The 25,098-nt window shown below is 57.9% G+C and carries 23 protein-coding genes and 2 pseudogenes; 13 read left to right on the forward strand and 12 right to left on the reverse strand.

All coding sequences use genetic code 11. From position 1 onward, the window contains the following. Positions 1–16: 16 nt before the first annotated feature. Entirely contained in the window at positions 17–802 is a 786-nt protein-coding gene (locus AC2FFA_RS04500; RefSeq protein ID WP_117868665.1) for a DUF2189 domain-containing protein, read from the forward strand. Positions 803–810: 8 nt separating this feature from the next. Here AC2FFA_RS04500 and AC2FFA_RS04505 read toward each other — a convergent pair whose 3' ends face one another. The 3 genes from AC2FFA_RS04505 to AC2FFA_RS04515 all read right to left on the reverse strand — a co-directional run bounded on the left by AC2FFA_RS04505 (position 811) and on the right by AC2FFA_RS04515 (position 4,225). Next, complete coding sequence (locus tag AC2FFA_RS04505) at positions 811–1,530, reverse strand: helix-turn-helix domain-containing protein (protein ID WP_496671254.1); 720 nt, start codon at positions 1,528–1,530, stop codon at positions 811–813. A 313-nt stretch (positions 1,531–1,843) separates the two neighbouring features. Further along, complete coding sequence (ilvN, locus tag AC2FFA_RS04510; protein ID WP_117868667.1) at positions 1,844–2,404, reverse strand: acetolactate synthase small subunit; 561 nt, start codon at positions 2,402–2,404, stop codon at positions 1,844–1,846. 69 nt (positions 2,405–2,473) lie between these two features. After that, positions 2,474–4,225, reverse strand: coding sequence for an acetolactate synthase 3 large subunit (locus AC2FFA_RS04515; RefSeq protein ID WP_117868668.1), 1,752 nt, complete (start codon positions 4,223–4,225; stop codon positions 2,474–2,476). A 422-nt stretch (positions 4,226–4,647) separates the two neighbouring features. On the opposite strand from AC2FFA_RS04515, the gene AC2FFA_RS04520 reads away from it, so the two are divergent. After that, positions 4,648–5,493 carry a HalD/BesD family halogenase gene (locus AC2FFA_RS04520; RefSeq protein ID WP_299893925.1) on the forward strand — a complete coding sequence of 282 codons (846 nt, stop codon included), beginning with the start codon at positions 4,648–4,650 and terminating at the stop codon, positions 5,491–5,493. Positions 5,494–5,540: 47 nt separating this feature from the next. After that, positions 5,541–5,912, forward strand: a complete 372-nt coding sequence (locus AC2FFA_RS04525; RefSeq protein ID WP_299893923.1) for a bleomycin resistance protein — start codon at positions 5,541–5,543, stop codon at positions 5,910–5,912. 95 nt (positions 5,913–6,007) lie between these two features. On the opposite strand, the gene AC2FFA_RS04530 is transcribed toward AC2FFA_RS04525, so the two are convergent. Together AC2FFA_RS04530 and AC2FFA_RS04535 are read right to left on the reverse strand one after the other, a co-directional pair. Then, the gene (locus AC2FFA_RS04530; RefSeq protein ID WP_117868672.1) at positions 6,008–6,655 is read right to left on the reverse strand and encodes a response regulator transcription factor; all 648 of its coding nucleotides are present in this window, start codon (positions 6,653–6,655) and stop codon (positions 6,008–6,010) included. Next, positions 6,652–8,085, reverse strand: a complete 1,434-nt coding sequence (locus AC2FFA_RS04535) for a cache domain-containing protein (protein WP_496850207.1) — start codon at positions 8,083–8,085, stop codon at positions 6,652–6,654. Before AC2FFA_RS04535 ends, AC2FFA_RS04530 begins: the two co-directional genes overlap by 4 nt. A gap of 245 nt (positions 8,086–8,330) precedes the next feature. Between AC2FFA_RS04535 and AC2FFA_RS04540 the strand changes: the two genes are divergently transcribed. The 3 genes and pseudogenes from AC2FFA_RS04540 (at position 8,331) to AC2FFA_RS04550 (ending at position 12,832) form a co-directional block, all read left to right on the forward strand. Continuing rightward, positions 8,331–9,413, forward strand: coding sequence for a TRAP transporter substrate-binding protein (locus tag AC2FFA_RS04540; RefSeq protein ID WP_117868673.1), 1,083 nt, complete (start codon positions 8,331–8,333; stop codon positions 9,411–9,413). Positions 9,414–9,533: 120 nt separating this feature from the next. Next, a pseudogene (locus tag AC2FFA_RS04545) lies at positions 9,534–10,460 on the forward strand (TRAP transporter small permease subunit). Between the two features lie 17 nt (positions 10,461–10,477). After that, positions 10,478–12,832: a TRAP transporter large permease gene (locus AC2FFA_RS04550; RefSeq protein ID WP_117868675.1), complete on the forward strand. Its 2,355-nt coding sequence runs from the start codon at positions 10,478–10,480 to the stop codon at positions 12,830–12,832. 131 nt (positions 12,833–12,963) lie between these two features. Here AC2FFA_RS04550 and AC2FFA_RS04555 read toward each other — a convergent pair whose 3' ends face one another. The 4 genes from AC2FFA_RS04555 to AC2FFA_RS04570 all read right to left on the reverse strand — a co-directional run bounded on the left by AC2FFA_RS04555 (position 12,964) and on the right by AC2FFA_RS04570 (position 15,180). Continuing rightward, positions 12,964–13,353, reverse strand: a complete 390-nt coding sequence (locus AC2FFA_RS04555; RefSeq protein ID WP_117868676.1) for a VOC family protein — start codon at positions 13,351–13,353, stop codon at positions 12,964–12,966. A 7-nt stretch (positions 13,354–13,360) separates the two neighbouring features. Further along, on the reverse strand, positions 13,361–14,185 hold the full coding sequence (locus AC2FFA_RS04560) for an arginyltransferase (RefSeq protein WP_117868677.1): 825 nt from the start codon (positions 14,183–14,185) through the stop codon (positions 13,361–13,363). A gap of 75 nt (positions 14,186–14,260) precedes the next feature. Next, on the reverse strand, positions 14,261–14,692 hold the full coding sequence (locus AC2FFA_RS04565) for an RDD family protein (RefSeq protein WP_117868678.1): 432 nt from the start codon (positions 14,690–14,692) through the stop codon (positions 14,261–14,263). Between the two features lie 65 nt (positions 14,693–14,757). After that, positions 14,758–15,180 (reverse strand): DUF2852 domain-containing protein, encoded by a 423-nt coding sequence (locus tag AC2FFA_RS04570; RefSeq protein WP_299893914.1) that lies wholly within the window; start codon positions 15,178–15,180, stop codon positions 14,758–14,760. 142 nt (positions 15,181–15,322) lie between these two features. Here AC2FFA_RS04570 and AC2FFA_RS04575 point away from each other — a divergent pair, with 142 nt between their 5' ends. The 5 genes from AC2FFA_RS04575 to AC2FFA_RS04595 are packed head-to-tail and all read left to right on the forward strand — an operon-like array spanning position 15,323 to position 20,593. Continuing rightward, a complete protein-coding gene (locus tag AC2FFA_RS04575; RefSeq protein WP_496850210.1) occupies positions 15,323–15,712 on the forward strand; it encodes a DUF4440 domain-containing protein in 390 nt (129 codons plus the stop codon). A 49-nt stretch (positions 15,713–15,761) separates the two neighbouring features. After that, positions 15,762–18,557, forward strand: a complete 2,796-nt coding sequence (locus AC2FFA_RS04580; RefSeq protein WP_496850212.1) for a [protein-PII] uridylyltransferase family protein — start codon at positions 15,762–15,764, stop codon at positions 18,555–18,557. After that, positions 18,541–18,813, forward strand: a complete 273-nt coding sequence (locus AC2FFA_RS04585; RefSeq protein WP_299893910.1) for a hypothetical protein — start codon at positions 18,541–18,543, stop codon at positions 18,811–18,813. Before AC2FFA_RS04580 ends, AC2FFA_RS04585 begins: the two co-directional genes overlap by 17 nt. A 38-nt stretch (positions 18,814–18,851) precedes the next feature. Next, positions 18,852–20,054 carry an RSP_2647 family RNA methyltransferase gene (locus AC2FFA_RS04590; RefSeq protein ID WP_496850214.1) on the forward strand — a complete coding sequence of 401 codons (1,203 nt, stop codon included), beginning with the start codon at positions 18,852–18,854 and terminating at the stop codon, positions 20,052–20,054. Continuing rightward, on the forward strand, positions 20,051–20,593 hold the full coding sequence (locus AC2FFA_RS04595) for an RSP_2648 family PIN domain-containing protein (RefSeq protein WP_299893907.1): 543 nt from the start codon (positions 20,051–20,053) through the stop codon (positions 20,591–20,593). Before AC2FFA_RS04590 ends, AC2FFA_RS04595 begins: the two co-directional genes overlap by 4 nt. A gap of 70 nt (positions 20,594–20,663) precedes the next feature. Here the strand turns inward: AC2FFA_RS04595 and AC2FFA_RS04600 are convergent, their stop codons facing one another. After that, the gene (locus AC2FFA_RS04600) at positions 20,664–21,350 is read right to left on the reverse strand and encodes a M48 family metallopeptidase (RefSeq protein WP_496850216.1); all 687 of its coding nucleotides are present in this window, start codon (positions 21,348–21,350) and stop codon (positions 20,664–20,666) included. A gap of 181 nt (positions 21,351–21,531) precedes the next feature. Here AC2FFA_RS04600 and AC2FFA_RS04605 point away from each other — a divergent pair, with 181 nt between their 5' ends. After that, positions 21,532–23,016, forward strand: coding sequence for an inorganic phosphate transporter (locus AC2FFA_RS04605; protein WP_496671209.1), 1,485 nt, complete (start codon positions 21,532–21,534; stop codon positions 23,014–23,016). A 44-nt stretch (positions 23,017–23,060) separates the two neighbouring features. Here the strand turns inward: AC2FFA_RS04605 and AC2FFA_RS04610 are convergent. Together AC2FFA_RS04610 and AC2FFA_RS04615 are read right to left on the reverse strand one after the other, a co-directional pair. Next, positions 23,061–23,204, reverse strand: a pseudogene (locus AC2FFA_RS04610) (VWA domain-containing protein); the annotation flags it as partial. A gap of 38 nt (positions 23,205–23,242) precedes the next feature. Continuing rightward, complete coding sequence (locus tag AC2FFA_RS04615) at positions 23,243–24,436, reverse strand: hypothetical protein (protein ID WP_496850218.1); 1,194 nt, start codon at positions 24,434–24,436, stop codon at positions 23,243–23,245. A gap of 52 nt (positions 24,437–24,488) precedes the next feature. On the opposite strand from AC2FFA_RS04615, the gene AC2FFA_RS04620 reads away from it, so the two are divergent. Then, positions 24,489–25,028, forward strand: coding sequence for a hypothetical protein (locus AC2FFA_RS04620; protein ID WP_496850220.1), 540 nt, complete (start codon positions 24,489–24,491; stop codon positions 25,026–25,028). The last annotated feature ends 70 nt before the right edge of the window (positions 25,029–25,098 follow it).

Genomic DNA, 25,098 nt, shown 5'->3' on the forward strand with positions numbered 1-25,098 from the left:
GGAGGAGGAAGACAACATGGACAAACCCTTTGGTGTTCCGGATATGCGACCGGTCGATACCGCCATGCTGCGCACTGCTTTGAAGCGTGCCTGGGCCGACTTTCGCCGCGCACCGCTAATCGGCCTGATCTTTGCCGGAGTTTACGTGCTGGCTGGCTGGGCGATGGCATGGGTAACCGTCCAGACCGGAACAACCTTCTGGCTGGTACTGGCGGCCATCGGGTTTCCGCTGATCGGCCCGTTTGCCGCTGTTGGTCTGTACGAGGTATCGCACAGGTTGGAACAAGGCGAGCCACTCGATTTTGGCGCGATCTTCGGGGTCGTGCTGCAGCAAAGCCGCAGACAGTTGCCCTCGATCTGCGCGATCATAGTCGTCGTGTTTCTGTTCTGGTTTTTTCTGGGGCATATGATCTTTGCCCTGTTCATGGGTTTGGCGACGATGACCAATGTGTCGACGTCGCTCGAAGTGTTTCTGACGCTGAATGGCCTGACAATGCTGGCAGTGGGCACGGCGGTCGGGGCGGTTTTTGCGACCGTTCTGTATATGATCACGGTTCTGTCGATTCCGTTGCTGCTGGATCGTGAACTGGACTTTGTAACGGCAATGATTACCAGCTTCTCCTACGTGTCAGAGAACTTCCCTGTGATGCTGGCCTGGGGCGCGTTCATTGCGGTGCTGACATTTCTGGCGATGGTGCCCTGGTTTCTTGGGTTGCTGGTGGTCCTACCGCTGCTGGGGCATGCCAGCTGGCATCTGTACCGGCAGATCACGCAGAACGATGAAGGGGAAACACCAACCTGAGACGTTGGTTACGGATGCTGAGCCACATTGTTAGTCGACAATCGCGCAGCAGCAAAAATGGCCGTCGAGTCATGCCCAAGATATTTCAGCACAACGGGTTCCGGTATTGTTGCGTTTGTTGGACTGATGACCGACCCACGCCACTGAACTGCCGTTCCCGTAGGGTCGGGAGAAATCAGATAGACCCGGCTATTCTGACCTTCCCGCTGGGAAGTCAGCATATAGACAGTGTCACCGCTTGAGGCCGCTATCCCTTGGATTTCCCGTGCTTTTGGTGTTGCGTCGGGCATCGCGGCGCGAGACACGTACCCACGGATCAACGTGCATTGGGCCAGCGGGCGGGCGTGCAACAGGGTCATCCGGCGTTCAGCCGAGAGGCTTTCGATAACCGCGTAGAACCCGGGTAAAAACGGGGACTTCTCGATTGCATCCGCACCAGAACCCAGAAACTCGGTCAGGGCCGGAGTTGCGGGGTGTTCCTCGATCTTTTCGATCTCATCCAACGGTTTCAGAAGAATGCGGGCGTCCACGTCGAAGAACCGGCATATGCGGTCCAGCACATCCGGTCTGGGTACGCTTTCACCCGAAAGGTATCTGTTGAATTGGGTGCGGTTCACGCCAAGTTTGCGGCACAGTGCCGAAACAGATCGGTATCGCCGTGCCAATTGCCGAAGATTCGCACCGAACGTTGCGCGAAGCTCAGCAGGACTGCGAATGTCGTCGGTCATGGGTGCCCACGTCTTGCTTAGTTTCCGGAAGAAACCATCATCGCACAGAAGCCAAAGCCCGGTGCGCATCGAAAAATCGTACAGAATGACCCCAAGCAACGTATCCCCACGTCGCGTTGCGGCCACAAGGCTAACGGCCCTATGCGTAAAGGCAATAGGCTTTATCTGGAAATGCCTGATCTTTATCTGGAAAAGCTGGCCTTATGGCAATTTTGGCGCATAGAGTGCGTTTGGGTTGAGTCCCCAGAGCTGCTTCAGCCTAAAAAGTGTTCCCGCCTTGGATGCCACAATGACCCCAAGGCGGGATGGGTCTTTAGTCGCCACGCAACAGGGCAGCAACGCCGGTGCGGGCGATTTCCATCAACCCCAGCGGGCGCATCAGATCGGCAAATGCGTCGATCTTGTCCGGCGCGCCGGTGATCTCGAAAATGAAAGAATTCAGAGTACTGTCGACTACATTGGCGCGGAAGATATCGGCCAGTCGCAGTGCTTCTACCCGCTTGTCACCTTCGCCGACGACCTTGATGATCGCCAATTCACGTTCGACTGATGCGCCCTCGACCGTCAGATCATGCACGTCACGCACCGAAACAATCCTGCCAAGCTGCGCCTTGATCTGTTCGATGACCTGCGGGGTGCCGGTGGTGACGATTGTGATGCGACTCAGGTGGCCGGTGTGATCAACCTCGGCCACCGTCAGGCTTTCAATGTTGTACCCACGTCCCGAGAACAGGCCGATGACACGGGCCAGCACACCCGGTTCGTTTTCTACCAGAACCGCGATGGTATGGCGTTCCTGAACGTCCGAGAAGGTGGGCCGTAGGTTATAGGCAGAATGGCGGGTAGAGCCTTTTTTGATATGTAGGGCAGACATTTATGTCCCTTTCATCATCCATGAGATGTCGGGCGCAACGCGGCGCCCAACCAAATCCGTCGAATTTTGTTAAACCAGCACCGAACCTTTGGAGTCGATCACGCCCTGCGTCTCGGCCTCGCCCAACAGCATCTCGTTGTGCGCCTTGCCCGACGGGATCATGGGGAAGCAGTTCTCGTGCTTTTCGACCAGACAATCAAAGATCACCGGACCGTCGTAATTGATCATCTCCATGATCGCATCGTCCAGATCGGCGGGATCCTTGCAGATGATCCCCTTGGCCCCGAAGGCCTCGGCCAGTTTCACGAAATCGGGCAGGGCCTCGGACCATGAATGTGAATACCGCTCGCCATGCAGTAACTCCTGCCACTGACGGACCATGCCGAGGCGTTCGTTGTTCAGGATGAACTGTTTCACCGGCAGGCGGTACTGAACGGCGGTGCCCATTTCCTGCATGTTCATCAACCATGATGCTTCACCGGCGACGTTGATCACCAGCGCGTCCGGGTGTGCCATCTGAACGCCGATCGAGGCGGGGAAGCCGTAGCCCATGGTGCCCAGACCACCGGATGTCATCCAGCGGTTGGGGTCTTCGAACCCGAGATACTGTGCCGCCCACATCTGATGCTGACCCACCTCGGTGGTGATGTAGCGATCATGCTTTTTCGTCAGTTCTTCAAGACGTTCCAGTGCGTATTGCGGCTTGATCGACTTCTCGCTGTTGGTGAACGCCAGGCAATTGATCTTGCGCCATTCCGCAATCTGATTTTGCCACTGCTTGACATTCGCGGCGTCCGTCTTGCGCCCGCGCGACTTCCAGATCTTCAGAATATCCTCGAGCACATGCGCCACATCGCCGACGATCGGGATGTCCACGCGAATGACCTTGTTGATCGAGGACGGATCAATGTCGATATGTGCTTTCTTCGAGTTCGGCGAGAACGCATCGATACGCCCGGTGATCCGGTCGTCGAACCGCGCACCGATGTTGATCATCAGATCGCAATCATGCATCGCCATATTGGCCTCGTAGAGACCATGCATCCCCAGCATCCCCAGCCAGTTTTCGCCTGAGGCAGGGTAGGCGCCAAGGCCCATCAGGGTTGACGTGATCGGAAAGCCTGTTGCGTCCACCAGTTCACGCAGCAACTGGCTGGCCGCGGGACCGGAATTGATAACGCCGCCACCGGTATAGAAAACAGGTTTCTTGGCGGTTTCTATTGCCGCAACCAGTTCTGTGATCTCTTCCAGATCACCTTTCATCGTCGGTTGGTAATGCGAGGTTGAAGGTTTCGGGCTGGCATACTCGCCAGAAGCGAACTGCACGTCTTTCGGGATATCGATCAGCACCGGACCAGGACGTCCCGAGGTGGCGACGTGGAAAGCTTCGTGCAGGGTTTCAGCAAGAGAGTCCGTGTCCTTCACCAGCCAGTTATGCTTGGTGCAGGGGCGGGTGATGCCAACGGTGTCGGCCTCCTGAAACGCATCCGATCCGATCATGAAGGTCGGGACCTGTCCGGTCAGAACCACAATCGGGATCGAATCCAGCAACGCATCGGTCAGGCCGGTGACTGCATTGGTGGCGCCGGGGCCGGACGTTACAAGCGCGACGCCCGGTTTTCCGGTCGATCGGGCATAGCCTTCGGCGGCGTGGATCGCACCTTGTTCGTGACGCACCAGTATGTGGCGAATGTCGTTTTGCAGAAAGATCTCATCATAGATGGGTAGCACGGCGCCACCGGGGTATCCGAATACCGTGTCCACGCCCTGATCCTTGAGGGCCTGAACCACCATCTTTGCGCCGGTCATCTCACGTGTCATCTGCTTTGCTCCGTTCGCGACATGTGTCTTGCGTTCGACAAAAAAAAGCCCCCGAGATTTTCGGAGGCGCATGGGTTCGATTATGGTTTACCGTTACCGGCCCATGCGCGTTGTTCCTACGATTACGACTAGCGTTCTCATCGCCAGAGGCTCCTTTTTGCTTGGAGGGGACATTATGTTCGGGGGGAAGGGGCGTCAACAGGCAATTGCACCAATTTTCTATCTCAGAGGCGGTATTTTGCGACATTTTATTGCGCAGATTGCCGCATGTCGGGAATTTCCGGGAATTCAGCCCGCGGTTTCACGGTTTCAAGCGCGGATGTGACGGTCTGAAAGCGTCAGGCCGATGTCCGAAACTGGCATGATCGACGCGTTTTTCTGCGCCACGCTGACCGTGCAGGGGTAGGAATCGGAGGCGAAAAATGTTGCAGAACCTGGTTGATCTCGGACGCTATCCGATCGATCGTCCGGATTCTCCGGCTTATGATCGACTGATCGAAGACCTGAGACGCGAATTGGAACAGGATGGATGTGCTGTTCTGCCGGGTTTCGTGCACGAGACAGGGGTCGAGCTTCTGGTGCAAGAAGCCGATGAGGTCGCGCCCAAGGCGCACCGGTCTTTCAATAGAACAAACGCCTATTTCACGAAGGACGATCCTAGGCTTGGCATCGCTCACCCGATCCGCCGGTTCTATGATCGTTCGAACGCCTTTGTTCCGGCGGACAATCTTTCGAAATCCGGACCGCTGCGTCGTATGTACGAGTTCGACGGTTTTCTTCCCTTTGTCCGGGATGCCCTGAATGAACCCGAGGACCGCTTCTTTCGCTATGATGATCCGTTGGCGGACGTGATCATCAATGTCGTGGAAGAAGGGCAGGGCTTTCCCTGGCATTTCGATACCAACAACTACACCGTGACGCTGGCCATCCAAAACGGAGAGGTGGGCGGTGCGTTTGAATACGCGCCCAACCTGCGCTCGGCAGAGGATGAAAACTTTGAACTCGTGGCCTCGGTTCTTGATGGGAACATGGCACGTGTTCGTCGGCTGGATTTACAGCCGGGGGATTTGCAGATTTTCAAGGGAAGGTATTCGCTGCACCGGGTCGCTCCTGTCAGAGGCAAGCGCCGCCGTTATGTCGGCATCTTTTCCTTTGTCGAGGCTGAAGGCATGTGCGGTGGTGTCGAACGGACGCAGCAGTTGTATGGCCGCGTATTGCCGTATCATTACAAGCGTGCGGGGCTGCGAAAAGATCAATTGCTGGATTGAAAGTTCAGCCTTGGTAGAATGCATCTGTATCTTACCCGGAGATTCAGATGCCTCAGATTTTGCAACTAACACCATTTGTGTTGTGCTCGTCCCTGCAGGACCAGATCGACTTTTATTGCGAACGCCTTGGGTTCACATGTGGGTTCACGCAAGACAATTATGCCTTTTTGAAACGTGGTCCTGTTGCGATCCGCCTTTTGGAGTGCCCGCCCCGAGATGACGGCAAGCCACTGGGCGATGATCAGTCATTCTACATTGATGTTGAAGACATCGACGGGTTGTATGACAGCATGCGTGAAGGGTTGGCTGACTTACCCGACGGTCGTGTACGGCCACCCTTCAACCAGCCTTACAAGCAGCGTGAATTCCACGTTCTGGACGAAGACGGGACACTGGTTTTTTTCGGCGAGGGTATCTGACCCGGCGCGTAGCGCTCCCGCCCATCGTCAATGCGACTGCGTCGCATATCCTCTGGTTGGGCCGGGCAGCGCTGCACGCTGCGGCCCCGCGAAATTCAGAAACCGACGCCAGTACCTTGCAGTACGCCGTGTTCCAACGCGTAGCGTGTAAGCCCGGCGGTTGAGGAGATGCCGAGTTTTCGCTTGATATTCTTGCGGTGCGTTTCGACCGTTCGCACGGAAATATCCAGCGTTTGTGCAACTTCCTTGTTGGATTTGCCCTGCGCCAGTTCCAGCAGAATGGTCTGTTCACGTCCGGTCAGCGCTTCGCGAACGTTGTCGCCTTTGGGCTTCAGTGATCCGCTGGCGCCTGTGCACAGATACTGTTCACCCCGCATCACCGCATCAATGGCCTGCTTGATCTCTTCAGTGGGTACATCCTTGAGCACGTAACCTTTGGCACCGTGGCTGAGCGCGGTCGAGATATATTCCGGGCTGTCATGCATCGAAAGGATCAGGACACGCGTTGCCGGCAGCCGTTCCAGAATGATTTCCGTGGCGCTGAGACCGCCGAGGCCGGGCATGTTCAAATCCATCAGGATCACATCCGGGGCAAGATCAACAGCCTGATCCACTGCCGCCTGTCCGCTGCCGAGCGTACCGACCACTTCGATCTCGTCATAGCTTTCGAGGATGGACTGTATGCCCTCGGCCACCATGGGATGGTCGTCGACGATAAGAACTCGGATGCTTTCGGCGCTCATGTGCCGGCCTTTCGGTTCGAAGTTGCGTCTTCCTGCGGTGGCAGAAGGTGGCTCAGCGGCAGGCTGACTTCGATGACAGTCCCTCCACGCGGTCCGCGTGATGACAGAATGCGCAGGGACCCGTCAAGCTGTTCGATGCGCTCTTGCATGTTGCGCAACCCGATCCCGGTGCTGGGGGTGCCCGGATCGGTCCGCAACCCCTGGCCATTGTCGGTGATCCGCATGGTCGCACCTTTCTTGTGCCCGCGCAGGTCTATCGTAACATGTGTGGCGCCCGAGTGGCGCTCGATATTGGTCAGCGCTTCCTGGGCAATACGATACAGTGCAATCTTGCTATCCTGATCCAGCCGGTTGCGGAATACCACGGTCGAGAATTCGGTTTCGATCCCGGTGCGGTCCCGGAAATCGTCGGTCAGGGCTTTCAGCGCAGGCCCGAGGCCCAGATCGTCCAGCACGCCGGGGCGCAGGTCGCGACTGATGCGGCGAACCTCGGTGATGGCGGTGCCAAGATGGTCAATCCCTATGTCCAGTGGATCGCGTGCGCCCGCGTCATCGCCACGGGACAGGCGCCGCCGCGCGTTGTCCAGCGCGTAACGAACACCGACCAGAATCTGGCTGATACCGTCATGCAATTCACGGGCAACCCGGCCTCGTTCTTCTTCCTGGGCATCAAAGACTCGCTGGGTCAGTTCCTTCAACTTGGCGTCCGCAAGTCTCCGTTCGCGGATGTTCAGCAACATGCCAGATGCAAAGACGATGAGCACTGCCGCCACGACGATCGCGCCGATATACATGAAGGTGCGTTGAACGCGGGCCTCGACCTCGGCCCTTGCATTGGCCACCGTTGCAACGATGTCGTCGATAAAAACCCCGGTGCCCACAACCCAGCGCCAGTCCTGAAGCCCGACGACATACGCGATCATCTGTGCCTCTTCCCCGGTCGAAGGCTTCTGCCACATGAAGCTGTGCCAACCAGCCCCCTGGCGGGCGAGACGGATGAACTCATCGACGATGGGGGTACCATCGCTGTCAGTCAGCCCTTCCCAGTTTCGGTTGATGAATTGCGTCTGGCGCGGGCTGACCAGATTGTTGCCGTTATAGTCGTAGACAAAGAAGAACCCATCCTGACCGTAGATCATTGCCGAAAGGATTTGGGACACGAGGTTTTTTGCGACCTCGTCATCTGGCTCGGCCCGGCCATAGATGTACGCGAACCCGTTGCGTGCCTGTGTCACGTAGTTGCGCAACTCTTCCTTCTTGGCTTCGATGAGACTGCGTTCCAGCGCCTTGATCTCACGCTCGGCGGTCGCGCGCGCCTCGTATGCCACAAGCACAGCGATTGCCGCCACGGCCACCACCAGCGGGATTGCCGCCACCAGTGACAATTTCTGCGCATAGGTCAGCGAGACCAGATGTCGGAGTCTTTGCATGGACGAATCGATACGCAAGCAGCGGCGAAAATGCAAAAAGATTGGGCTTTGCCTGGCAAATACAACGATAATCATTGTAATTGCCGGGCTTCACCGCCCGATTTCTGGTCGAAAAAAGCAAAGAAATCGATTCTCTACGCAGTAGTAGGTATTCCCTTTCACTTCGGCCACATTAGGCTGACGCGCACTGAATGCGACAGGTCCGGTTTTGCCGGACCGTGACTATGAAGGGGAGGAACACTCATATGGATCGTCGTTCATTTCTGAAAAAATCCGCGCTGGGCGGCTCGGCGGCTGCAGCGACCGCACTGGCGGCACCGGCTTATGCGCAGGGTCAGCGCACTCTGACCATGGTGACCTCGTGGGGTCGTGGTCTGGCGGGTGTGTTTGACAGTGCGCAGCGTTGTGCCGACAGCATCAATGCCATGTCGGATGGCAGCCTGAATGTTGAAATCAAGGCAGCAGGCGAACTGGTTGGTGCGTTCGAAGTATTCGACGCGGTGTCGTCAGGTCAGGCCGACATGTATCACGCGGCCGACTATTACTTTGTGGGTCAGCACCCGGGCTATGCGTTCTTCACGGCCGTGCCTTTCGGTATGACGGCACAGGAACTGGTGAACTGGTACTATCATGACGGCGGTATGGAGCTGCATGACGAACTTGGCGAAATCTTTGGACTGAAGTCCTTCCTGGCCGGTAACACCGGTGCGCAGGCGGGTGGCTGGTACTCGAAAGAGATCAACAGCCCCGAAGACTTCAACGGTCTGAAGTTCCGCATGCCGGGCCTGGGTGGCAAAGCACTGGGTAAACTGGGCGCATCCGTACAGAACATTCCGGGGTCGGAAGTGTATCAGGCGCTGTCGTCCGGCGCGATCGACGGTACCGAGTGGATCGGTCCATGGGCGGACGAAAAGGCCGGTTTCCAGGAAATCACCAAGACCTACTACACTGCGGGCTTCCACGAGCCGGGCGCAGGTCTGTCGCTGGCAACCAACCGCGACGTGTTCAATGAACTGACCCCGGCGCAGCAGAAGATCATCGAGATCGCTGCCGCCGAAGCGCACCAGTGGAACCTGGCGCAGTTCCTCGCCAACAATGGCGCAGCACTGCAGCGTCTGCAGGCCGGTGGCGTCAAGGTTCTGGAATTCCCGGACAGTGTCTGGGACGCGTTTGGTCAGGCAAGCCAGGAAGTTCTGGACGAGAACATGGGCGATGAGCTGTTCAAGAAGATCCATGACAGCGCCATGACGTCCATGGCTGCTTCGTCTGCCTGGAACAACCTGTCGTCGGGTGTCTACACAGCTCAGCGTGACCGTGTTCGCGGCTAAGCCTTTCTGATCCAAGGACAACCGGTTCCCCCGCGCGGCGGGGGAACCTTTCCCGTTGCGCTTGAAGACTTGGGCAAGCAACAATAATCCATGCGCAACTGAAGACGACCTGGGGACAACATGCAGGACGAAAACGGTATCTCGTTCTTCGGCGCCCTGTGGAATGGACTGGTCTGGTTCATTCAGAACATTGCCGAAGCTTTCTATAATTTCGGATACGCCATCACGCATCCGCAGCTCTGGCTGGACTGGTCTGACAAGGCGTCGATCATGCGTTTTGTCTATTACGGCGGTTCTGTCGAGTTCTTCTTTGTGGTGTTGACGTTCTTTCTGGTTCTGACGGCCATCGGGTTGTACTACCGGAATTTCATGTGGGCCATCGTGCGAGGCCTTGAGGGGTTCGCCAACACCACCGGGCGGTTCTTTGCCTAGGCGGGCCTTCTGATGGTGGTCCAGCAGATCGTGATCGTTTTCATGCAGCGAGTGTTTACGCGCCCTGACATGTCCTTCGGTCTGGGTATTCCGTTCCAGATGGATATCAGCTGGTTTGCGGAAGAACTGAAGCTTTACAACGCCATGGTCGTCTGTCTGTGCTGTACCTACACGTTTGTGCAGGGCGGCCATGTGCGCGTTGACCTCATCTACGCCGGCATCAGCCACCGCGCCAAACGCGTGGTGGATATGTGCGGCGCGGTGCTGTTCATGATGCCAATGGCCGTGCTGACCTGGATGTACGGCTGGTACTTCATGTGGCGGCACCTGATCGTGCCGAAGCCGTCGGCCAGCGACACATTGGATCGTCTGGTGGCCAAGTCCCGCGCGCTGCGCTGGAACGTGGAAACCATCGGGTTCAGCCCCAATGGCTTTAACGCTTACTTCCTGTTCAAGATCCTTCTGGTGGCCTTTGCGGCCATGGTGTTCCTGCACGCCATTGCCTTCCTGTACCGGTCGTATCTGGAATATGTGGAAGGGCCGGAAAGCACTGGAAAATACCTCGACAAGGACAGCCTTGGTGAGGGTGAAGAAGCCTACGAAGGCGCACATTAGGGACGGAGACCCAGACTATGTTATTCGGACTTGATGGCGTCGAGATAGGCCTCATTATTGTATTCTTCTGCCTCTTTGGGGGCATCCTTTCCGGGTTCCCGGTGGCCTTTGCAATCGGCGGCGCCGGAGTGATTTCCTTTGGGATCATCGCGGCGCTCGACAGTGCCGGGCTGTTGATCCACCAGGCAATCGACACAGGCTCGCAAGCCTATCGGGATATTGTAAGTTCCGGGGTAAAACCTGATGTCATTTCGGTATTCCGATACCCGGACTTACCAAGGATAGCCGAGCCGGTCTTTGTCTCTGGCTGGGAAACTGCGCTGGACCGCAACGTTTCTTTCATCGTGAACCGCATGAACGAGCGCGTACTGGCAGGGCAGTCCATCGAGACCCTGTTGGCCGTGTTGATGTTCGTTCTGATGGGTATCACGTTGGAACGCTCCAAGATCGCGAACGATCTGCTGACAACCATGGCGCGCGTCTTTGGACCGCTTCCGGGTGGTCTGGCCGTGTCCATCGTGGTTGTGGGCGCGTTCTTGGCTGCTTCAACCGGTATCGTTGGCGCAACGGTTGTGACCATGGGCCTGCTGGCTCTGCCAACCATGCTGCGAAACAACTACTCACCTGAGCTTGCCACGGGTGTGATTGCGGCGTCGGGTACGTTGGGGCAGATCATTCCGCCGTCTATCGTGATCGTTCTGCTTGGCACATTGGCGGGTGATCTGTATTCGACGGCGCAAGAGACACGGGCTGTTGAGGCAGGGTGTACCGACGCGCTGACCTATCTGGGGGAGCCTGCGGTTGTGTCGGTCGGGACGTTGTTCCAGGCGGCGCTTTTGCCGGGGATCCTATTGGCGCTGCTCTATGCTCTTTATGCGTTTGGATATGCGCTGCTGAATCCGGACAAGGCGCCTGCCGTTGCAATGTCGGGTGGGTCTGGAGAGCCAATCACCCGGTCTGAGGGTCTGACCTGGCTGCTGGGCGCACCGGTTGCGTTGATTGTCGGAGCCGTTCTGCTGGGAAATGTCGGTGTTATCGGCAGCCAGAACATCTCGGTCTCGGCCTTCTCGGATATCGGGCAGGGGGCGTCCTTGCGCACCAACGTGTCGGAAGAATGCAAGGTAGCAATGATCGATCTGCACGGTCAGTCCGCATGGGATCAGGCCGTGGCCGAGCAGGAAGCCATTGACGCGGCAGGTGGTGCAGCGGAATCGCAGCGCTTGACCGAGGAAGAACTGGCAGCAGCCCAGCAGGAAAGGATCGCAGAAGCAGCACCGATTGGAACAGGTGTGGCCGTTGTCGTCCTACTGTTGGGTCTGACCCTGGTTCTGGGCCGTGGGATCGCACCGTCGCGTGCGCCGCAGCCGCTGATCCTGGGTGCGATCGGGCTGCTTCTGATGGTGCTGGTCGATATACTGCTGATCTCGCCCATTACATCTTCGGGTGCGACGTTCCTGCTGCTCGCCTTGCCATTTGCGCTGACCATGTATGGCTGCAAGGAAGCTGCGGCGCGCTGTGCCACCAATGATCTGATCCGCGTGGTCTTCCCGCCGCTGGTTCTGATCATTGCCGTGCTGGGTTCGATCCTGGGTGGCGTGACCAACCCGACACCGGCGGCTGCGCTGGGTGCGGGTGGCGCGATTATGCTGGCGGCTTATCGCAAGCTGCAGGATCAGGGCCGGTCAGGCAAAGTGATCATCTGGTCGACTTTTGCCGTGATGATCGCGTTGCTGATGGGGGTCAACTTCGATCTGCGCATCAATCAGGGTAATGTGACGGTTGAAACCTGGATCGCGTTCATCATTGCCTATGCGTCATACCTGTATGCCCTGTTCGGGCTGCTGTTCGGGTGCTGGGTGCTGTATTCCAGTGGCGTTTTGACACCGGTGGTACGCGAGACGGCCAAAGTGACCTCGATGGTGTTTACCATCCTGATCGGATCGCAATTGCTGAACCTCGTGGTGATTTCATTCGGAGGGGAACACTATATCCAGCAATTCCTGAAGAGTTTTGACAATGAGTTCACGGTCTTCCTGATCGTGATGCTGGTGCTGTTCATTTTGGGCTTCGTGCTGGATTTCCTCGAGATCATCTACATCGTGATCCCAATCGTGGGCCCGGTGATCTATGGCGGGTCATTCGATCCGAAATGGGTGACGATCATGGTGGCGGTGAACCTGCAAACGTCATTCCTGACGCCACCGTTCGGGTTCGCTTTGTTCTACTTGCGAGGCGTGGCGCCAAAAGAGGTGACGACGGGACATATCTATCGCGGCATCATACCGTTTGTCCTGATCCAGGTCGTCGGAATCGCGATTCTGTGGTTCTTCCCGACAATTGTCACAATCGTGCCTGATCTGATCCCGAACTGATCAGACTAAATCAAATGCAAAGGGGGCTTGAGAGCCCCCTTTTCTTTTTTTGGCATCAGGGAAGGGGCCAGCCCCTTCTGGCCTGCGGCCAATTCATTCCCGATGTATGTGTTGCCAGATGAAGAGGCGGATCAGGCGAATTGGATCAGGTCCCAACGGTTGCCAAAGGGATCGCGCCAGACGACGACACTGCCGTAGGGCTCAATGCGGGGGGCTTCTTCGAATTGGACCCCGTTGGCACGCATTTGTGTGTAGTCGCGTTGGAAATCTTCGGTTTGCAGGAAGAAACCCACGCGGCCTCCTGTCTGGTTGCCGATGGCGGCGCGCTGTTCGGGTCCGTCGGCTTTGGCCAGAAGAAGGGCACTGCCGTCTGAGCCCGGTGGCGTGATCAAGACCCAGCGTTTTCCGTCTCCCAGATCGATGTCTTTCAAAAGCTGGAAACCAAGTCGCTCCGTATAAAACGCGATTGCGTCATCGTAATCCGGCACCACGAGTGTGACGGCATGCAGGTTCTGTTTCATGGGATGGTCAACCCTTAGTCGGGTGGCGGTCCGGAAGCTGAATATTGGCCACTTGCTCGGCAATCGGAGCGGTGGAAAGGGGATGCCGGGATGAACCGCAGAAGGCGTTCGGATCTTTGATCTTTTGCCATTCGCCCTGAATATAAGCCTCCAGCCCAGAGAATTTTGCCTTGTAGCCCATCTTGGGGCTGCCGGGGACCCAGTAGCCCAGGTAGATATAGGGCAGGCCAGCTTCGCACGCGATGTCAATGTGATCCAGGATCATATAGGTACCCAGAGAATTCTGAGGCTGGTTCGGATCGTAGAAGGAATAAACCATGCTCAGCCCATCATCGAGCACATCGGTCAGGCTGACAGCGATCAGGTCTCCGGTCTCCGGATCTGCATATTCCACCACGCGGCTTCGGATCGGAGTTTCTTCGATCATCGCCGCAAATTCGAACACGTCCATATCAGCCATGCCGCCATCGGCGTGCCGGGTGTCAAGATAGCGGCGGAACAGTTCGTATTGCTCGTCCGTTGCCCAGGGCGACGTCGCGCGACGTTCTAGGTATCCGTTGCGTTTTATCGCGCGTTTCTGGCTCTTTGTTGCGCGGAACGCCGAAACGTCGATCCGGGCTGACAGACAGGCCGCGCAATCGGTGCAAGAGGGGCGATAGAGTACATTCTGTGACCGGCGAAATCCCTGCTGCGACAGGGAATTGTTCAACTGTTCCGCGCCTTCGCCCTGTAGTGCGGTGAACAGCTTACGCTCCATCCTGCCGTCGAGATAAGGGCAGGGTTGCGGGGCCGTGACATAGAATTGTGGCGCAATTGGCAGCGTGTGTCGCATGAAGTTCCCAGGTAGCCTCGGGTGGGATGATAGCAACCGTTCCCGAGGCCGCCAAGTGTTTCACGCAACCGGGCCTCAGGCCCGTCGATTGATCATGACCGTGCCCAGAAAACTGTCGGTCAGTCCCTGGCCGCGGGCGCTGGTCAGCATCATGATCACCGAGATGATCTGAATCACTGCGACCGCCATGCTGACGAAATAACCGGCAGTGTGGGCGATGGCCTTGCCCATATCCATCCGCTCTCCGAATGCGTCGCGCAATTCGATTCCCATGAACCGCATGCCCAGTGTGGCCGAGCCGTTGGTTATGGTTACAACGCGATAGACAAAGCTGATCACGGCATAGATCGCCGCCAGAAAAAACAGACCGAGGCCTGCGCTCAATAGAATCGCCACCGTGCAGAGCAGCGAGATGAAGGCGACATCAAACAACCACGCGACAAAGCGTTTGCTCGTCACCGAGCGGTAGAAATCGGGTTGGGTATCCGGGTCAGGCAGGTGGTTCATTCGTCAGGTCCGAAAAAGTGGGTAAGGGTACCCTGTCCCGGAATGCCGGGACAGGGCAAGGTCAATCAGGTAGGCGTGGCTTTACCGTCGTCTTCATGGTTCTCGCGGGCGCGTTCGTCCATGAACTCGTCGAATTCGGCCTTGTCCTTGGCATCGCGCAGGCGGCGCAGGAACGCCTCGAAGTCCTGTTGTTCGCGTTCAAGGCGGGCCAGAGTATCTGACTTGTAGGCGTCAAATGCGCTGTTGCCGGACGGCTTCATCGCGCTCATGTGGCTGTGCCAGGATTTGCGGCGACTGCAGGATTTGCTGAACATGCGTTTGCTCCAGATCATGTAAGCCAGAAGGGCCAGGCCAACTGGCCAGAAGAAGATGAAACCAAGGACCATGGCGGCGATCCACGCCCCCTTGCCTTTGTCATCCAGCCAGGCCTCAATTCGATAAAGCCATCCCGGATTCGCGGGGACGGCGGGGTCGGACAGTGCGGTCATTTGAGCTCTCCAGGGTTGATGTAAATTCTTTTCACATTGTCTAGATGGGGTCGTTGATGGGGGTTGCAAGGGGGCAATGTGAAAAAGATTTACATTCTGCAATTCGGTTGACGATGGACATCTTCAGTCGCAGGTTGCGGGAATGGAAATGACAGAACACAGGACGGCACCTGCGCTTAATGAAATACTCGACCTAGAAAAGCAGGTCTGGATGGCGCTGGTGGACGGCAATGCAAGCGCGGATCGGGCTTTGCTGAGCGCAGATTTTCTTGGTGTGTATCCCACGGGATTTGCCAATCGTGACGACCACGTTGGACAATTCGCGGATGCGCCGACAATGGCCGCGTTTGATCTGAGCGACGCGAGATTGCGCGTTCTGACACCGGACATCGTATTGCTGTCGTATCGTGCCGATTATTTGCGCCCAGGTGCGACAACGCGCGAAGCGATGCTGATTTCGTCGTTGTGGGAACGCAGAAACGACGTTTGGGTGAACAGTTTCAGTCAGGACACGCCGGTTCAGAAAACCTGATCAGAATGCCCCATTGACGATTACGCGCTGCGATGCGCAGTTTGCGCGTATGACTGACGCTCTTGACATTTTAAGACTTCCACGTGCTTTCGATCCATCCCTCGGGGATGAAGCGCGGGCCTTGATGCCAGATTTGCCGGCTGAGATGGGGGAATTGGTGGCGGGCACCGCCGGTTCGAGCCCCTATCTAAAAAGTTTGATCGAACAAGAGAAGGGCTGGCTGCCCGAGGCTCTGATGCACCCGGATCAGGCGCTGGATAACGTGATGACCGCCGCGCGCGATCTGCTGCCGGATCAGTTGAAGCCCGGATTGCGGCAGGCCAAGCGGCGTATGGCCCTGCTTACGGCGTTGGCCGATATTGCAGGTGCGTGGCCACTAGAGAAGGTTACTGCGGCCCTGACCGATTTCGGCGCTCTGGCCGCCGATGTTGCCGCCAAGGCCGAGATCGCAACGCTGATCCGGCGCAAGAAGCTGCCGGGTATGACCGAGGATGATGTCGAAACCGCAGCCGGGTTGGTCATCCTGGCGATGGGAAAGATGGGCGCGCATGAGCTGAACTACAGCTCGGACATCGATCTGATCGTTTTGTTTGACGAGACGCGCTTTGATCCTGATGACTTTTACGAGGCCCGGCAGGGCATGGTTCGGGCCACGCGCAACTTCTGTGCGACGTTGAGTGATAAGACGGCGGACGGCTATGTTTTCCGCACTGATCTGAGGCTGCGCCCCGATCCCGCCGTGACACCGGTTTGCATGGCGATGGAGGCCGCCGAACGGTATTATGAAAGCCTGGGCCGAACCTGGGAGCGCGCCGCTTATATCAAGGCACGGCCCTGTGCCGGTGATCTTGCCGCAGGGCAGCGTTTCCTTGACGGCCTGCGACCCTTTGTCTGGCGCCGCCATCTGGATTTTGCCGCCATTCAGGACGCCCATGACATGCGTCTGCGCATCCGCGAAAACAAAGGCACAGGAGGGTCCTTGTCGATCCCCGGGCACGACATGAAACTGGGACAGGGCGGTATCCGCGAGATTGAGTTCTTTACACAAACCCGTCAGTTGATTGCGGGCGGCCGGGATGCTGACCTGCGGGTGCGTGGTACCGTTCCCGGTCTGGCGGCGCTGGCCTCCAAAGGGTGGGTGCCGCAGGATGTTGCCAATAAGCTGACCGATCATTACCGCGCGCACCGCGAAGTCGAACACCGCATCCAGATGATTCATGACGCGCAGACCCACAAGGTGCCGAGTTCGTCTGATGGGATCGAGCGGGTTGCCTGTCTGATGGGGATCAGCAGTGCCGAGTTGACGCAAGACCTGACAAATCGCCTGACCGAAGTGCATGAGCTGACCGAAGGATTCTTTGCCCCAGGACCGGGTGCGGCACCGGTCCAAGTGCAGGATGTGGAGTTCGACAAAAGCGTTTTGGCCCGCTGGACGACATACCCGGCCCTGAGGTCCCAGCGCGGCGCGCGGATTTTTGAACGTCTGCGGCCCGAGCTGCTGTCGCGTCTTTCCAAAACCGCAAAGCCCGATGAAGCACTGATGGCTTTGGACGGGTTTCTGGCAGGCCTGCCAGCCGGGGTGCAGCTGTTTTCGCTGTTTGAGGCGAATCCGCAACTGATCGAGCTGTTAACCGATATCGTTGGCACGTCGCATGCTCTGGCCTCGCATCTATCGCGCAACGCGTCTGTTTTTGACGCGGTGATCGGGGGCAGTTTCTTTGCGGATTGGCCGGGACAAGAGGCGTTGCAAGCGGAATTGACGCAGGCTCTGTCGGAAGAAACAGACTATGAAACCCAGCTTGATCTTGCACGGCGCTGGTGCAAGGAATGGCATTTCCGGGTTGGTGTGCATCACCTGCGCGGCCTGATCGACGGGGCGCAGGCGGGTCAGCAATATGCCGAGCTGGCACAATCGGTCATCGCGGCCATCCTGCCGCATGTCACTGAGAATTTCGCCCGCAAACACGGCCCTGCACCGGGGCGCGGCGCTGCCGTGCTTGGGATGGGATCGCTGGGGGCGGGCCGGATCAACTCGCAATCCGATCTGGACATGATCGTGATCTACGATCCCTTGGATCAGGACATGTCTGAGGGTCCGCGCCCTCTGGCCACGCGCACCTACTACGCGCGGTTCACGCAGGCCCTGATCACAGCGCTGTCCGCGCCGATGTCGCAGGGACGCTTGTATGAGGTCGATATGCGGCTGCGCCCTTCGGGCAATCAGGGGCCGGTTGCGACCAGTTGGGCCAGCTTTGTCAATTATCAGCAGAACGAAGCCTGGGTGTGGGAGCATCTGGCCCTGACCCGCGCGCATGTTGTTGCCGGGGATGCCGGGCTGGCCGAGGAAATCGAAGCCTTCCGCACCGAGTTTCTGTCGCACCCGCGAGAGCGGGGCAAAGTGCTGCGCGACGTGGCCGAAATGCGGTCGCGCCTAGCCGCGGCCAAGGCGCCCGCTGGCATATGGGACGCCAAGAACGGCCCCGGCCGATTGATGGATATCGAGTTGATGGCCGAAACCGGCGCCTTGCTGGCTGGGTCCGCACAGCGTGATGTGTCCTCTGGTCTGGATGGCGCCGTCGCAGCCGGGTTGCTGGATGTCGCACAGGCGCAATCTCTGAAAGCTTGCTATGACTTATGCTGGTCCGTGCAATGCGCGGCGCGGCTGCTTTCGGGCAAGGCTATCGAAGCCGACAAGATCGGCGAAGGCGGAACTGCTTTTTTGTGCCGTGCCACCGGGTTCGAACGGGTCGAGGCGCTACAGGCGGCTTTGCTGGAGAGTTATACGACCGCAGCCGATCTGATCGGGGGTGTGATCAAGGGAGACGAAGATGGCGCGCAGCACTGATCCCAACGACCATAAGGGTCTGATCCGCGAAGCCTATCGAATCGAGGGCATAACCTTGCCGGAATGCCGCAGCATCTTTCTGGATTGGGCACTCAGTGTTCCTGCGGATCGCGACCAGAACACAGCGCTGGCAGAACTGCATGCGGGCTATGCCGAGCAGAACCCCGATCACCCGATGACGCAGGTTCTGACCGAAGGCCTTCAGACGGCTCAGGCACCGAAACGCCGCGGCGGGTGGCGATCCCGTAACCGCTAGGGCTTTCCCACCGGCGCGTTCAGGACTATGAGGGCGCCATGACCCAATCTGCCGACCGCCCCCGTATCCGCCTGAAACCCAAAGCCAATGCGCGCGGTCTGCGCCATGGCTTCCCGTGGGTCTACGCCAATGACATTGTCACCGACCGCCGCACCCGCAAGATTCCAGCGGGCGCCTTGGCCGTACTCGAAGACGACAAACGCGCGCCCATCGCGCTGGTGGCAGTCAACCCCGAGTCTAAGATCATGTGCCGGGTGCTGGATCGTGACATTGAAGCGCAGCTTGACGCGGCGTGGTTCGAGAGCCGTTTGCGGCATGCCGTTGATCTGCGCGAGCGCCTGTTTGCTGCCCCATATTACCGCTTGATCCATGCAGAAGCGGATGGCTTGCCCGGCGTTATCATCGACCGCTTTGGCGAGGCCTGTGTCATTCAGCCGAACGCGGCCTGGGCCGAGGCGCACCTGGACCTGCTGACAGAAGCTCTGGTCAAAGTCACAGGCGTGACTACGGTGCTGAAGAACGCCTCTGGCCGCACGCGCGGGCTGGAGGGGCTGGACGACGTCAATCAAACTTTGCGCGGAACGGCGCCTGATGCGCCCCTGCCGGTGCCGATGAATGGCGCCACCTACATGGCGGATCTGACAGGCGGTCAGAAAACCGGGCTGTTTTATGACCAGCGCCCCAACCACGCCTTTGCCGCGCGCCTGGTTCATCCCGATGCGCAGGTATTGGACGTGTTCAGCCATGTGGGCGGCTTCGGTCTGGCGATGCTTGCAGGCGGTGCGGGGCAGGCATTGTCCGTTGATGGCTCAGCCGCCGCGCTCGACCTGGCGAAAAAAGGGGCCAAAGCGTCGAACCTTGCTGATAAGTTACAGACCCGACAAGGCGACGCGTTCGACGTGCTGGCCCAGTTGGGCGAAGAAGGTGCGCAATTTGACGTGGTGGTCTGCGATCCACCCGCCTTTGCGCCTTCCAAGCAGGCGCTGGATGCGGGTCTGCGCGCGTATGAACGTATCGCAAGACTGGCGGCACCTGTGGTCAAACCCGGTGGTTACCTGGGCCTGTGTTCGTGTTCGCACGCCGCTGATCTAGGCCGTTTTCGTGATGCGTCCTCTCGTGGGATTGGCCGCGCCGGGCGCCAAGCCCAACTGATCCACACCGGCTTTGCAGGCCCCGATCACCCGCAATTGCCGCAACTGGCGGAAAGCGGCTATCTCAAAGCGGTGTTCTATCGCCTATGAAAGCCGTGCTCGACACCTGCGTCATCTATCCCACCGTGATGCGCGAGATGCTCTTGGGCGCTGCCCGCCTGGGCCATTTCACTCCGATCTGGTCCGCGCGCATCCTCGAAGAATGGGCCCGCGCCGCGCGCAAGCTTGGACCAACGGGCGAGGTGCAAGCCCGGGCCGAAATCGCGCTGACACAAGCCGGCTGGCCCAAGGCCGAGCGGACTGCGAATGAAGGCCTGCACGACCGTCTTTGGCTGCCGGATGCCGCCGATATCCACGTGCTGGCGACGGCGATCGTCGCGTCCGCCGATATGATCGTCACGGTGAACGCCAAGGATTTTCCCAAAGACATATTGGCGGAAGAAGGCCTGGTCCGCAGAGATCCCGACAGCCTGCTGCATGGTTTCTGGCAAGCTGATCCAAAGGGTATGAACACGCTCGCGGCTCAGGTCCTTGCCGAGGCCAGCCGCCTCTCAGGTGATCAATGGACCCTGCGGGCACTGATGAAAAAAGCCCGGCTGCCACGTCTGGGCAAAGCCCTGAGTGCCTGAGCGGGACTCAGCTTCATCTGGCTGAAAATATCCCGGAGAGCGCGAGAGGCTGGCCTCTCGCTGCGCGGCCTCAGCCACGCGCCCAACGCTGCTCAAGTTTCTCAAGCGCTGCAATTCGTTCGTCTGTTTTCGGATGGCTCATTAACCAGGCCGGCACAACACCCGCCCGTTGCTGCGTCAGGTCTTCCAGCTTGTGAAAAAGTGACTTCTGAGGTCCGATCCCGATGCCGGCCTTGGTCAGCAAAGCCGCGGCATATTCATCCGCCTCATACTCATCCCCTCGCGACAAGCGCGAGGCCAAAAGGGCAGTCAGCGCATTGGCGATCATCGCACCGATGAATGGGATGAAACGGTTCAACACCAGTATCAAAGCGGTCCGCATTGCGTTCTGGCCCGAGAAATCAATCATTCGCCGCCGCGCATGACCCAGGGCGACGTGACCCAGCTCATGTGCGATCACGCTGGCCATCTCCTCGGCAGAAACTTCTCCGTTGCGGAATTTTCGGTAAAACCCGCGCGTGATGAAAATTCGACCATCCGGAGCAGCCAGCCCATTCACCGGATCGATCTCATAGATGTAAACCGGCACCCGATCGATGCCCAAAGCTGCCGCCAGCCGGTCCGTCATTCGTTTCAGCGCCGGATCGGCCAGTTCGGTCGACTTTGCGTCCAACTCACGATGCGTGCGCCAGACGGAAATCCGGTACATCACGAAGGCGTAGCCAATTGCAAGAAGGATCGGGGTCAATCGGAGCATGTTAAAGATATGGTCCGAACATTGGCATTGCGCAAGTCACACCTGCGGGATGTTTGTCGCGACCCGCATGTTCGGGCGACGAAATCGGCGCAACTTTCGCTAAGTTGTGATTTCCTGATATGAACTATTGATTAATGCATCGATCCCACTTAACCCACGGGGCGCTATCGATGGGGGACCCATGACCGACAAGAACCATGAAGCGCGTCACCTGGAAACGCTCGACCGGGACCTGCGTCGCTTTTCACGCCTAGAATTGGCGACCGCTCAGGCTGGGCGACCCTTTGTGGGATCAGGTATCGCCATTGCATTCATTGTCATCGCGGGTCTCGTGGCTGCTTTCCTGTTCGGTCAGGGCAGCAACACGCTTGTCGTCGTGATCGCGGCGATGTTCGGGGCCTATATGGCGCTGAATATCGGCGCCAACGACGTCGCCAACAATATGGGACCTGCCGTGGGGGCGAATGCGCTTACCATGGGCGGAGCCATCGTGATTGCCGTTATTTTTGAAAGTGCCGGAGCGCTCATCGCCGGGGGCGATGTCGTATCGACCATTGCCAAAGGGATCATCGCGCCGGAAAGCATGGGAACGGCGGATGTATTCATATGGGCGATGATGGCGGCGCTGCTTTCCTCTGCGCTTTGGGTCAATCTGGCGACTTGGATTGGCGCGCCGGTTTCCACCACGCATTCGGTCGTGGGCGGTGTCATGGGGGCAGGGATTGCCGCTGCCGGGTTCGGGGCCGTAAGCTGGGGCACCATGAGCAAAATCGCAGCCAGTTGGGTAATCTCGCCAGTTCTGGGGGGCCTGGTCGCAGCTGGCTTCTTGTGGTTCATCAAGGCCAGGATCATCTATCAGGAAGACAAGATCGCCGCGGCCCGCAAGTGGGTGCCGATGCTGGTTGGGATCATGGCGGGCGCGTTTGCATCTTACCTGGCACTCAAGGGCCTCAAGAAAATCATCAAAATTGATCTCGCGTCGGCGTTGCTGATCGGTGCGGTCTGTGGCGGGCTGATCTGGGCCGTGATGATCCCGATTATCCGCCGCCAGTCTGAGGGACTTGAGAACCGCAACAAATCGCTGAAAATTCTGTTTGGAATTCCACTGATCGTTTCAGCCGCGTTGCTGAGCTTTGCGCATGGCGCAAATGACGTTGCCAACGCGGTGGGGCCGTTGGCCGCGATTGTGCAGGCTTCTGCCTCTGGCGATTTTACTCAGGCGGTCAGCATCCCGTTTTGGGTTATGATCATTGGTGCATTCGGCATTTCGTTCGGCCTGTTCCTGTTCGGCCCGAAACTGATCCGGATGGTTGGCAGCCAGATCACCAAGCTCAACCCGATGCGGGCCTATTGCGTCGCGCTTTCGGCTGCAATCACGGTGATCGTCGCAAGCTGGCTGGGTCTGCCTGTCAGCTCGACACATATCGCGGTTGGTGCAGTGTTCGGGGTCGGATTCTTTCGTGAATGGGATGCAGAGCGAAGGCTGAAACGGGCCAGCCTGACTGTTCCCGAGCGCCCCCGTCTCGCACCGGAGGAGCGCCGTCGCCGTAAACTGGTTCGCCGGTCCCATTTCCTGACCATCATTGCTGCGTGGGTTATCACGGTTCCCGCCGCAGCGATGCTGGCGGCGGTACTGTTTCTTGGGATTCAGGCAGTTTCCGGATAAATTCAGGGGCAGACCTCAACAGGTCAGCTCCTTCATACCCTGTTCCAGACCAGCCCGGCCTCTGCATTCCAATGCTCATTTGCGCCGCCGGGGTAGGTGGTCTCATAGCAGCTTATCGAGACGTCGCCGACGAAGATGCACATGTAGTCCGGGCCGCAGGTTCGCAGGGCTTCATGTGCCGGGTTTTGTTGGCCACTTTAAAAAGCACCAGAAACCGCTGATGCTGCTATTGTTTTCCGGGCGCAGGAAGCTCCAGATTTTCATGTAGGTCAGCCAAAGTTCCAGCCGTAAGTGTGGACCCTTTGGACGCATCAAAAAACGCGTGCTCAGCTTCTTTTTGCGCCACCAGGCTGTCCGTTCTCAAATCTCTGACATCGGCACGGAGTTCGCCTTGTGCCTCCTCAAAGGTCTGTGCGTCTTGCAGTTCGCTTTCCAAGGCATCGAGTTTGTCATTGCAGCCTGGGTCTCCGGGATCAAGCGCAGCAATATCATCGGCGATCTGGTCACTGCTCCGGCCGTCATAGCTTTCGTTCAGATCCCTTAAGCCCCTCCGTGCATCGTGTAACTGATCACGCAGGTCGTAATACTCCGCTGCGGCAGCCTGATAAGCGGCGATCTTTCCGACATTGCTATTTGCGGCAGCGTTCAGGAAGGCCGGGGTGGCCGCTTTCGACGCGTTCAGATTGCGCAGCTTGCTCGAACCATTGGGATCGGTGATTGCGGCTGCCAGCGGGTCCTTGTATCGGTGCTTCTTGCCGTCATGGTGCAACGCGTCGTAGCGAAGGCGGAAATTGGTATCCTTGGAGCGGTATTGAAGAGTCTCTGAATACCGGTGATAGGTCGGATCGTAAGGCACTGGTTGTACAGTCACTTCGTCTTTCGGGTGGCTCTTTGGTTGCGGAAGCCCAAGATTGTCATGATAATCGCCCAACGCGTCATTTGTCAGAAAGCGCCCCTTAGAGGCGTCAAAGAAAGCGTCTTCTGCTTCTTCCAGGGCATCCTTTGTCTGGTGCCCAAGATCTTTCAGATCGGCGCGCAAACCGTCGCGGGTTTCTTCATATGTTTCAGCGTCCCGTAGTTCGGATTCCAATGCTTCACGTTTGCTGTCGTATTCCGGATCCGTCGGATCAAGCGCTGCAATGTCATCGGCAATCTGTTCACTGCTTCGCCCGTCGTACCTTTCGTTCAGATCCCGCAAGTCGCGTCGTGTATCATAGAGCTGTCCGCGCAGGTCGTAATACTCCGCTGCAGCGGCCTGATAAGCGGCGATCTTTCCTACATTGCTGTTGGCCGCAGCGTTCCGAAATGCCGGGGAGGCCGCTTTCGACGCGTTCAGATTGCGCAGTTTATCCGAGCCATTAGGATCGGTGATCGCTGCTGCCAGCGGGTCACGGTAGCGGTGTTTCTTGCGGCCATCCAAACCAGTAGTGCCGTCATGCCGGGCTACCGGGCGTAACGAGCGTTCGATCGGTTTGACCGAAACAGTCTTGTATATACGAGTTTTCTTTGCAGGTTTATTGCCGGACTTCTTCGCTGGCTGTTTCCCGAAAAGCTGTTGGACATCCTTCTTGAACTCTCGTCCAAATTCACCAACCGAGACACGCCGGACTTTTTGGTTTCCGCCGGTGCCAGTATTAGACTTTTTTGCTTTTGCAGCGTGTTGCTTTTTGGATCCGGCGCTTTTCTGCGAAGCTGACGCTTTGCCCTTGGAGTTGTTTTTTCCACCACCGTTGGCCTGGGATCCCGTTGAGGAATTCCCTTTTCCATTGGATCCATTGCCCTTGCCATTGTCGGCTTTTCCGGAGTTCCCTTTGCCATTTCCATTGTCGTTCTTTGCGAAAGCTGCATCCGGCGCGAGCGCAAAAGTCGCTGCTGCTGCGACCGCAACACTCAGTTATGTGGCGGTTGCCACAGACGCAATAAGATTTCGCAAATTGTGGCTGGTCATCTCTCCCCCCAGCTTTAACGCGCTTGTACCTTATCACGAGATGGGAATTCGACGAGTCTTATGAAGCCTTTTGTGTGCTATTTGTGAGCATTCTGTGGGTGGGGGGTATTTGAGGTGTTTGTTTTTGTTTTGGA

The organism is Ruegeria sp. YTSB088, assembly GCF_059609825.1.

Coding starts and splice junctions, on each gene's coding strand:
- AC2FFA_RS04550 (WP_117868675.1), top strand. CDS start 10,478: ATGTTATTCGGACTTGATGGCGTCGAGATAGGCCTCATTATTGTATTC.
- AC2FFA_RS04515 (WP_117868668.1), bottom strand. CDS start 4,225: ATGACACGTGAGATGACCGGCGCAAAGATGGTGGTTCAGGCCCTCAAG.
- AC2FFA_RS04535 (WP_496850207.1), bottom strand. CDS start 8,085: ATGCAAAGACTCCGACATCTGGTCTCGCTGACCTATGCGCAGAAATTG.
- AC2FFA_RS04600 (WP_496850216.1), bottom strand. CDS start 21,350: ATGCTCCGATTGACCCCGATCCTTCTTGCAATTGGCTACGCCTTCGTG.
- AC2FFA_RS04525 (WP_299893923.1), top strand. CDS start 5,541: ATGCCTCAGATTTTGCAACTAACACCATTTGTGTTGTGCTCGTCCCTG.
- AC2FFA_RS04560 (WP_117868677.1), bottom strand. CDS start 14,185: ATGCGACACACGCTGCCAATTGCGCCACAATTCTATGTCACGGCCCCG.
- AC2FFA_RS04555 (WP_117868676.1), bottom strand. CDS start 13,353: ATGAAACAGAACCTGCATGCCGTCACACTCGTGGTGCCGGATTACGAT.
- AC2FFA_RS04605 (WP_496671209.1), top strand. CDS start 21,532: ATGACCGACAAGAACCATGAAGCGCGTCACCTGGAAACGCTCGACCGG.
- AC2FFA_RS04530 (WP_117868672.1), bottom strand. CDS start 6,655: ATGAGCGCCGAAAGCATCCGAGTTCTTATCGTCGACGACCATCCCATG.
- AC2FFA_RS04540 (WP_117868673.1), top strand. CDS start 8,331: ATGGATCGTCGTTCATTTCTGAAAAAATCCGCGCTGGGCGGCTCGGCG.
- AC2FFA_RS04595 (WP_299893907.1), top strand. CDS start 20,051: ATGAAAGCCGTGCTCGACACCTGCGTCATCTATCCCACCGTGATGCGC.
- AC2FFA_RS04580 (WP_496850212.1), top strand. CDS start 15,762: ATGACTGACGCTCTTGACATTTTAAGACTTCCACGTGCTTTCGATCCA.
- AC2FFA_RS04505 (WP_496671254.1), bottom strand. CDS start 1,530: ATGACCGACGACATTCGCAGTCCTGCTGAGCTTCGCGCAACGTTCGGT.
- AC2FFA_RS04575 (WP_496850210.1), top strand. CDS start 15,323: ATGGAAATGACAGAACACAGGACGGCACCTGCGCTTAATGAAATACTC.
- AC2FFA_RS04590 (WP_496850214.1), top strand. CDS start 18,852: ATGACCCAATCTGCCGACCGCCCCCGTATCCGCCTGAAACCCAAAGCC.
- AC2FFA_RS04500 (WP_117868665.1), top strand. CDS start 17: ATGGACAAACCCTTTGGTGTTCCGGATATGCGACCGGTCGATACCGCC.
- AC2FFA_RS04570 (WP_299893914.1), bottom strand. CDS start 15,180: ATGACCGCACTGTCCGACCCCGCCGTCCCCGCGAATCCGGGATGGCTT.
- AC2FFA_RS04520 (WP_299893925.1), top strand. CDS start 4,648: ATGTTGCAGAACCTGGTTGATCTCGGACGCTATCCGATCGATCGTCCG.
- ilvN (WP_117868667.1), bottom strand. CDS start 2,404: ATGTCTGCCCTACATATCAAAAAAGGCTCTACCCGCCATTCTGCCTAT.
- AC2FFA_RS04585 (WP_299893910.1), top strand. CDS start 18,541: ATGGCGCGCAGCACTGATCCCAACGACCATAAGGGTCTGATCCGCGAA.
- AC2FFA_RS04565 (WP_117868678.1), bottom strand. CDS start 14,692: ATGAACCACCTGCCTGACCCGGATACCCAACCCGATTTCTACCGCTCG.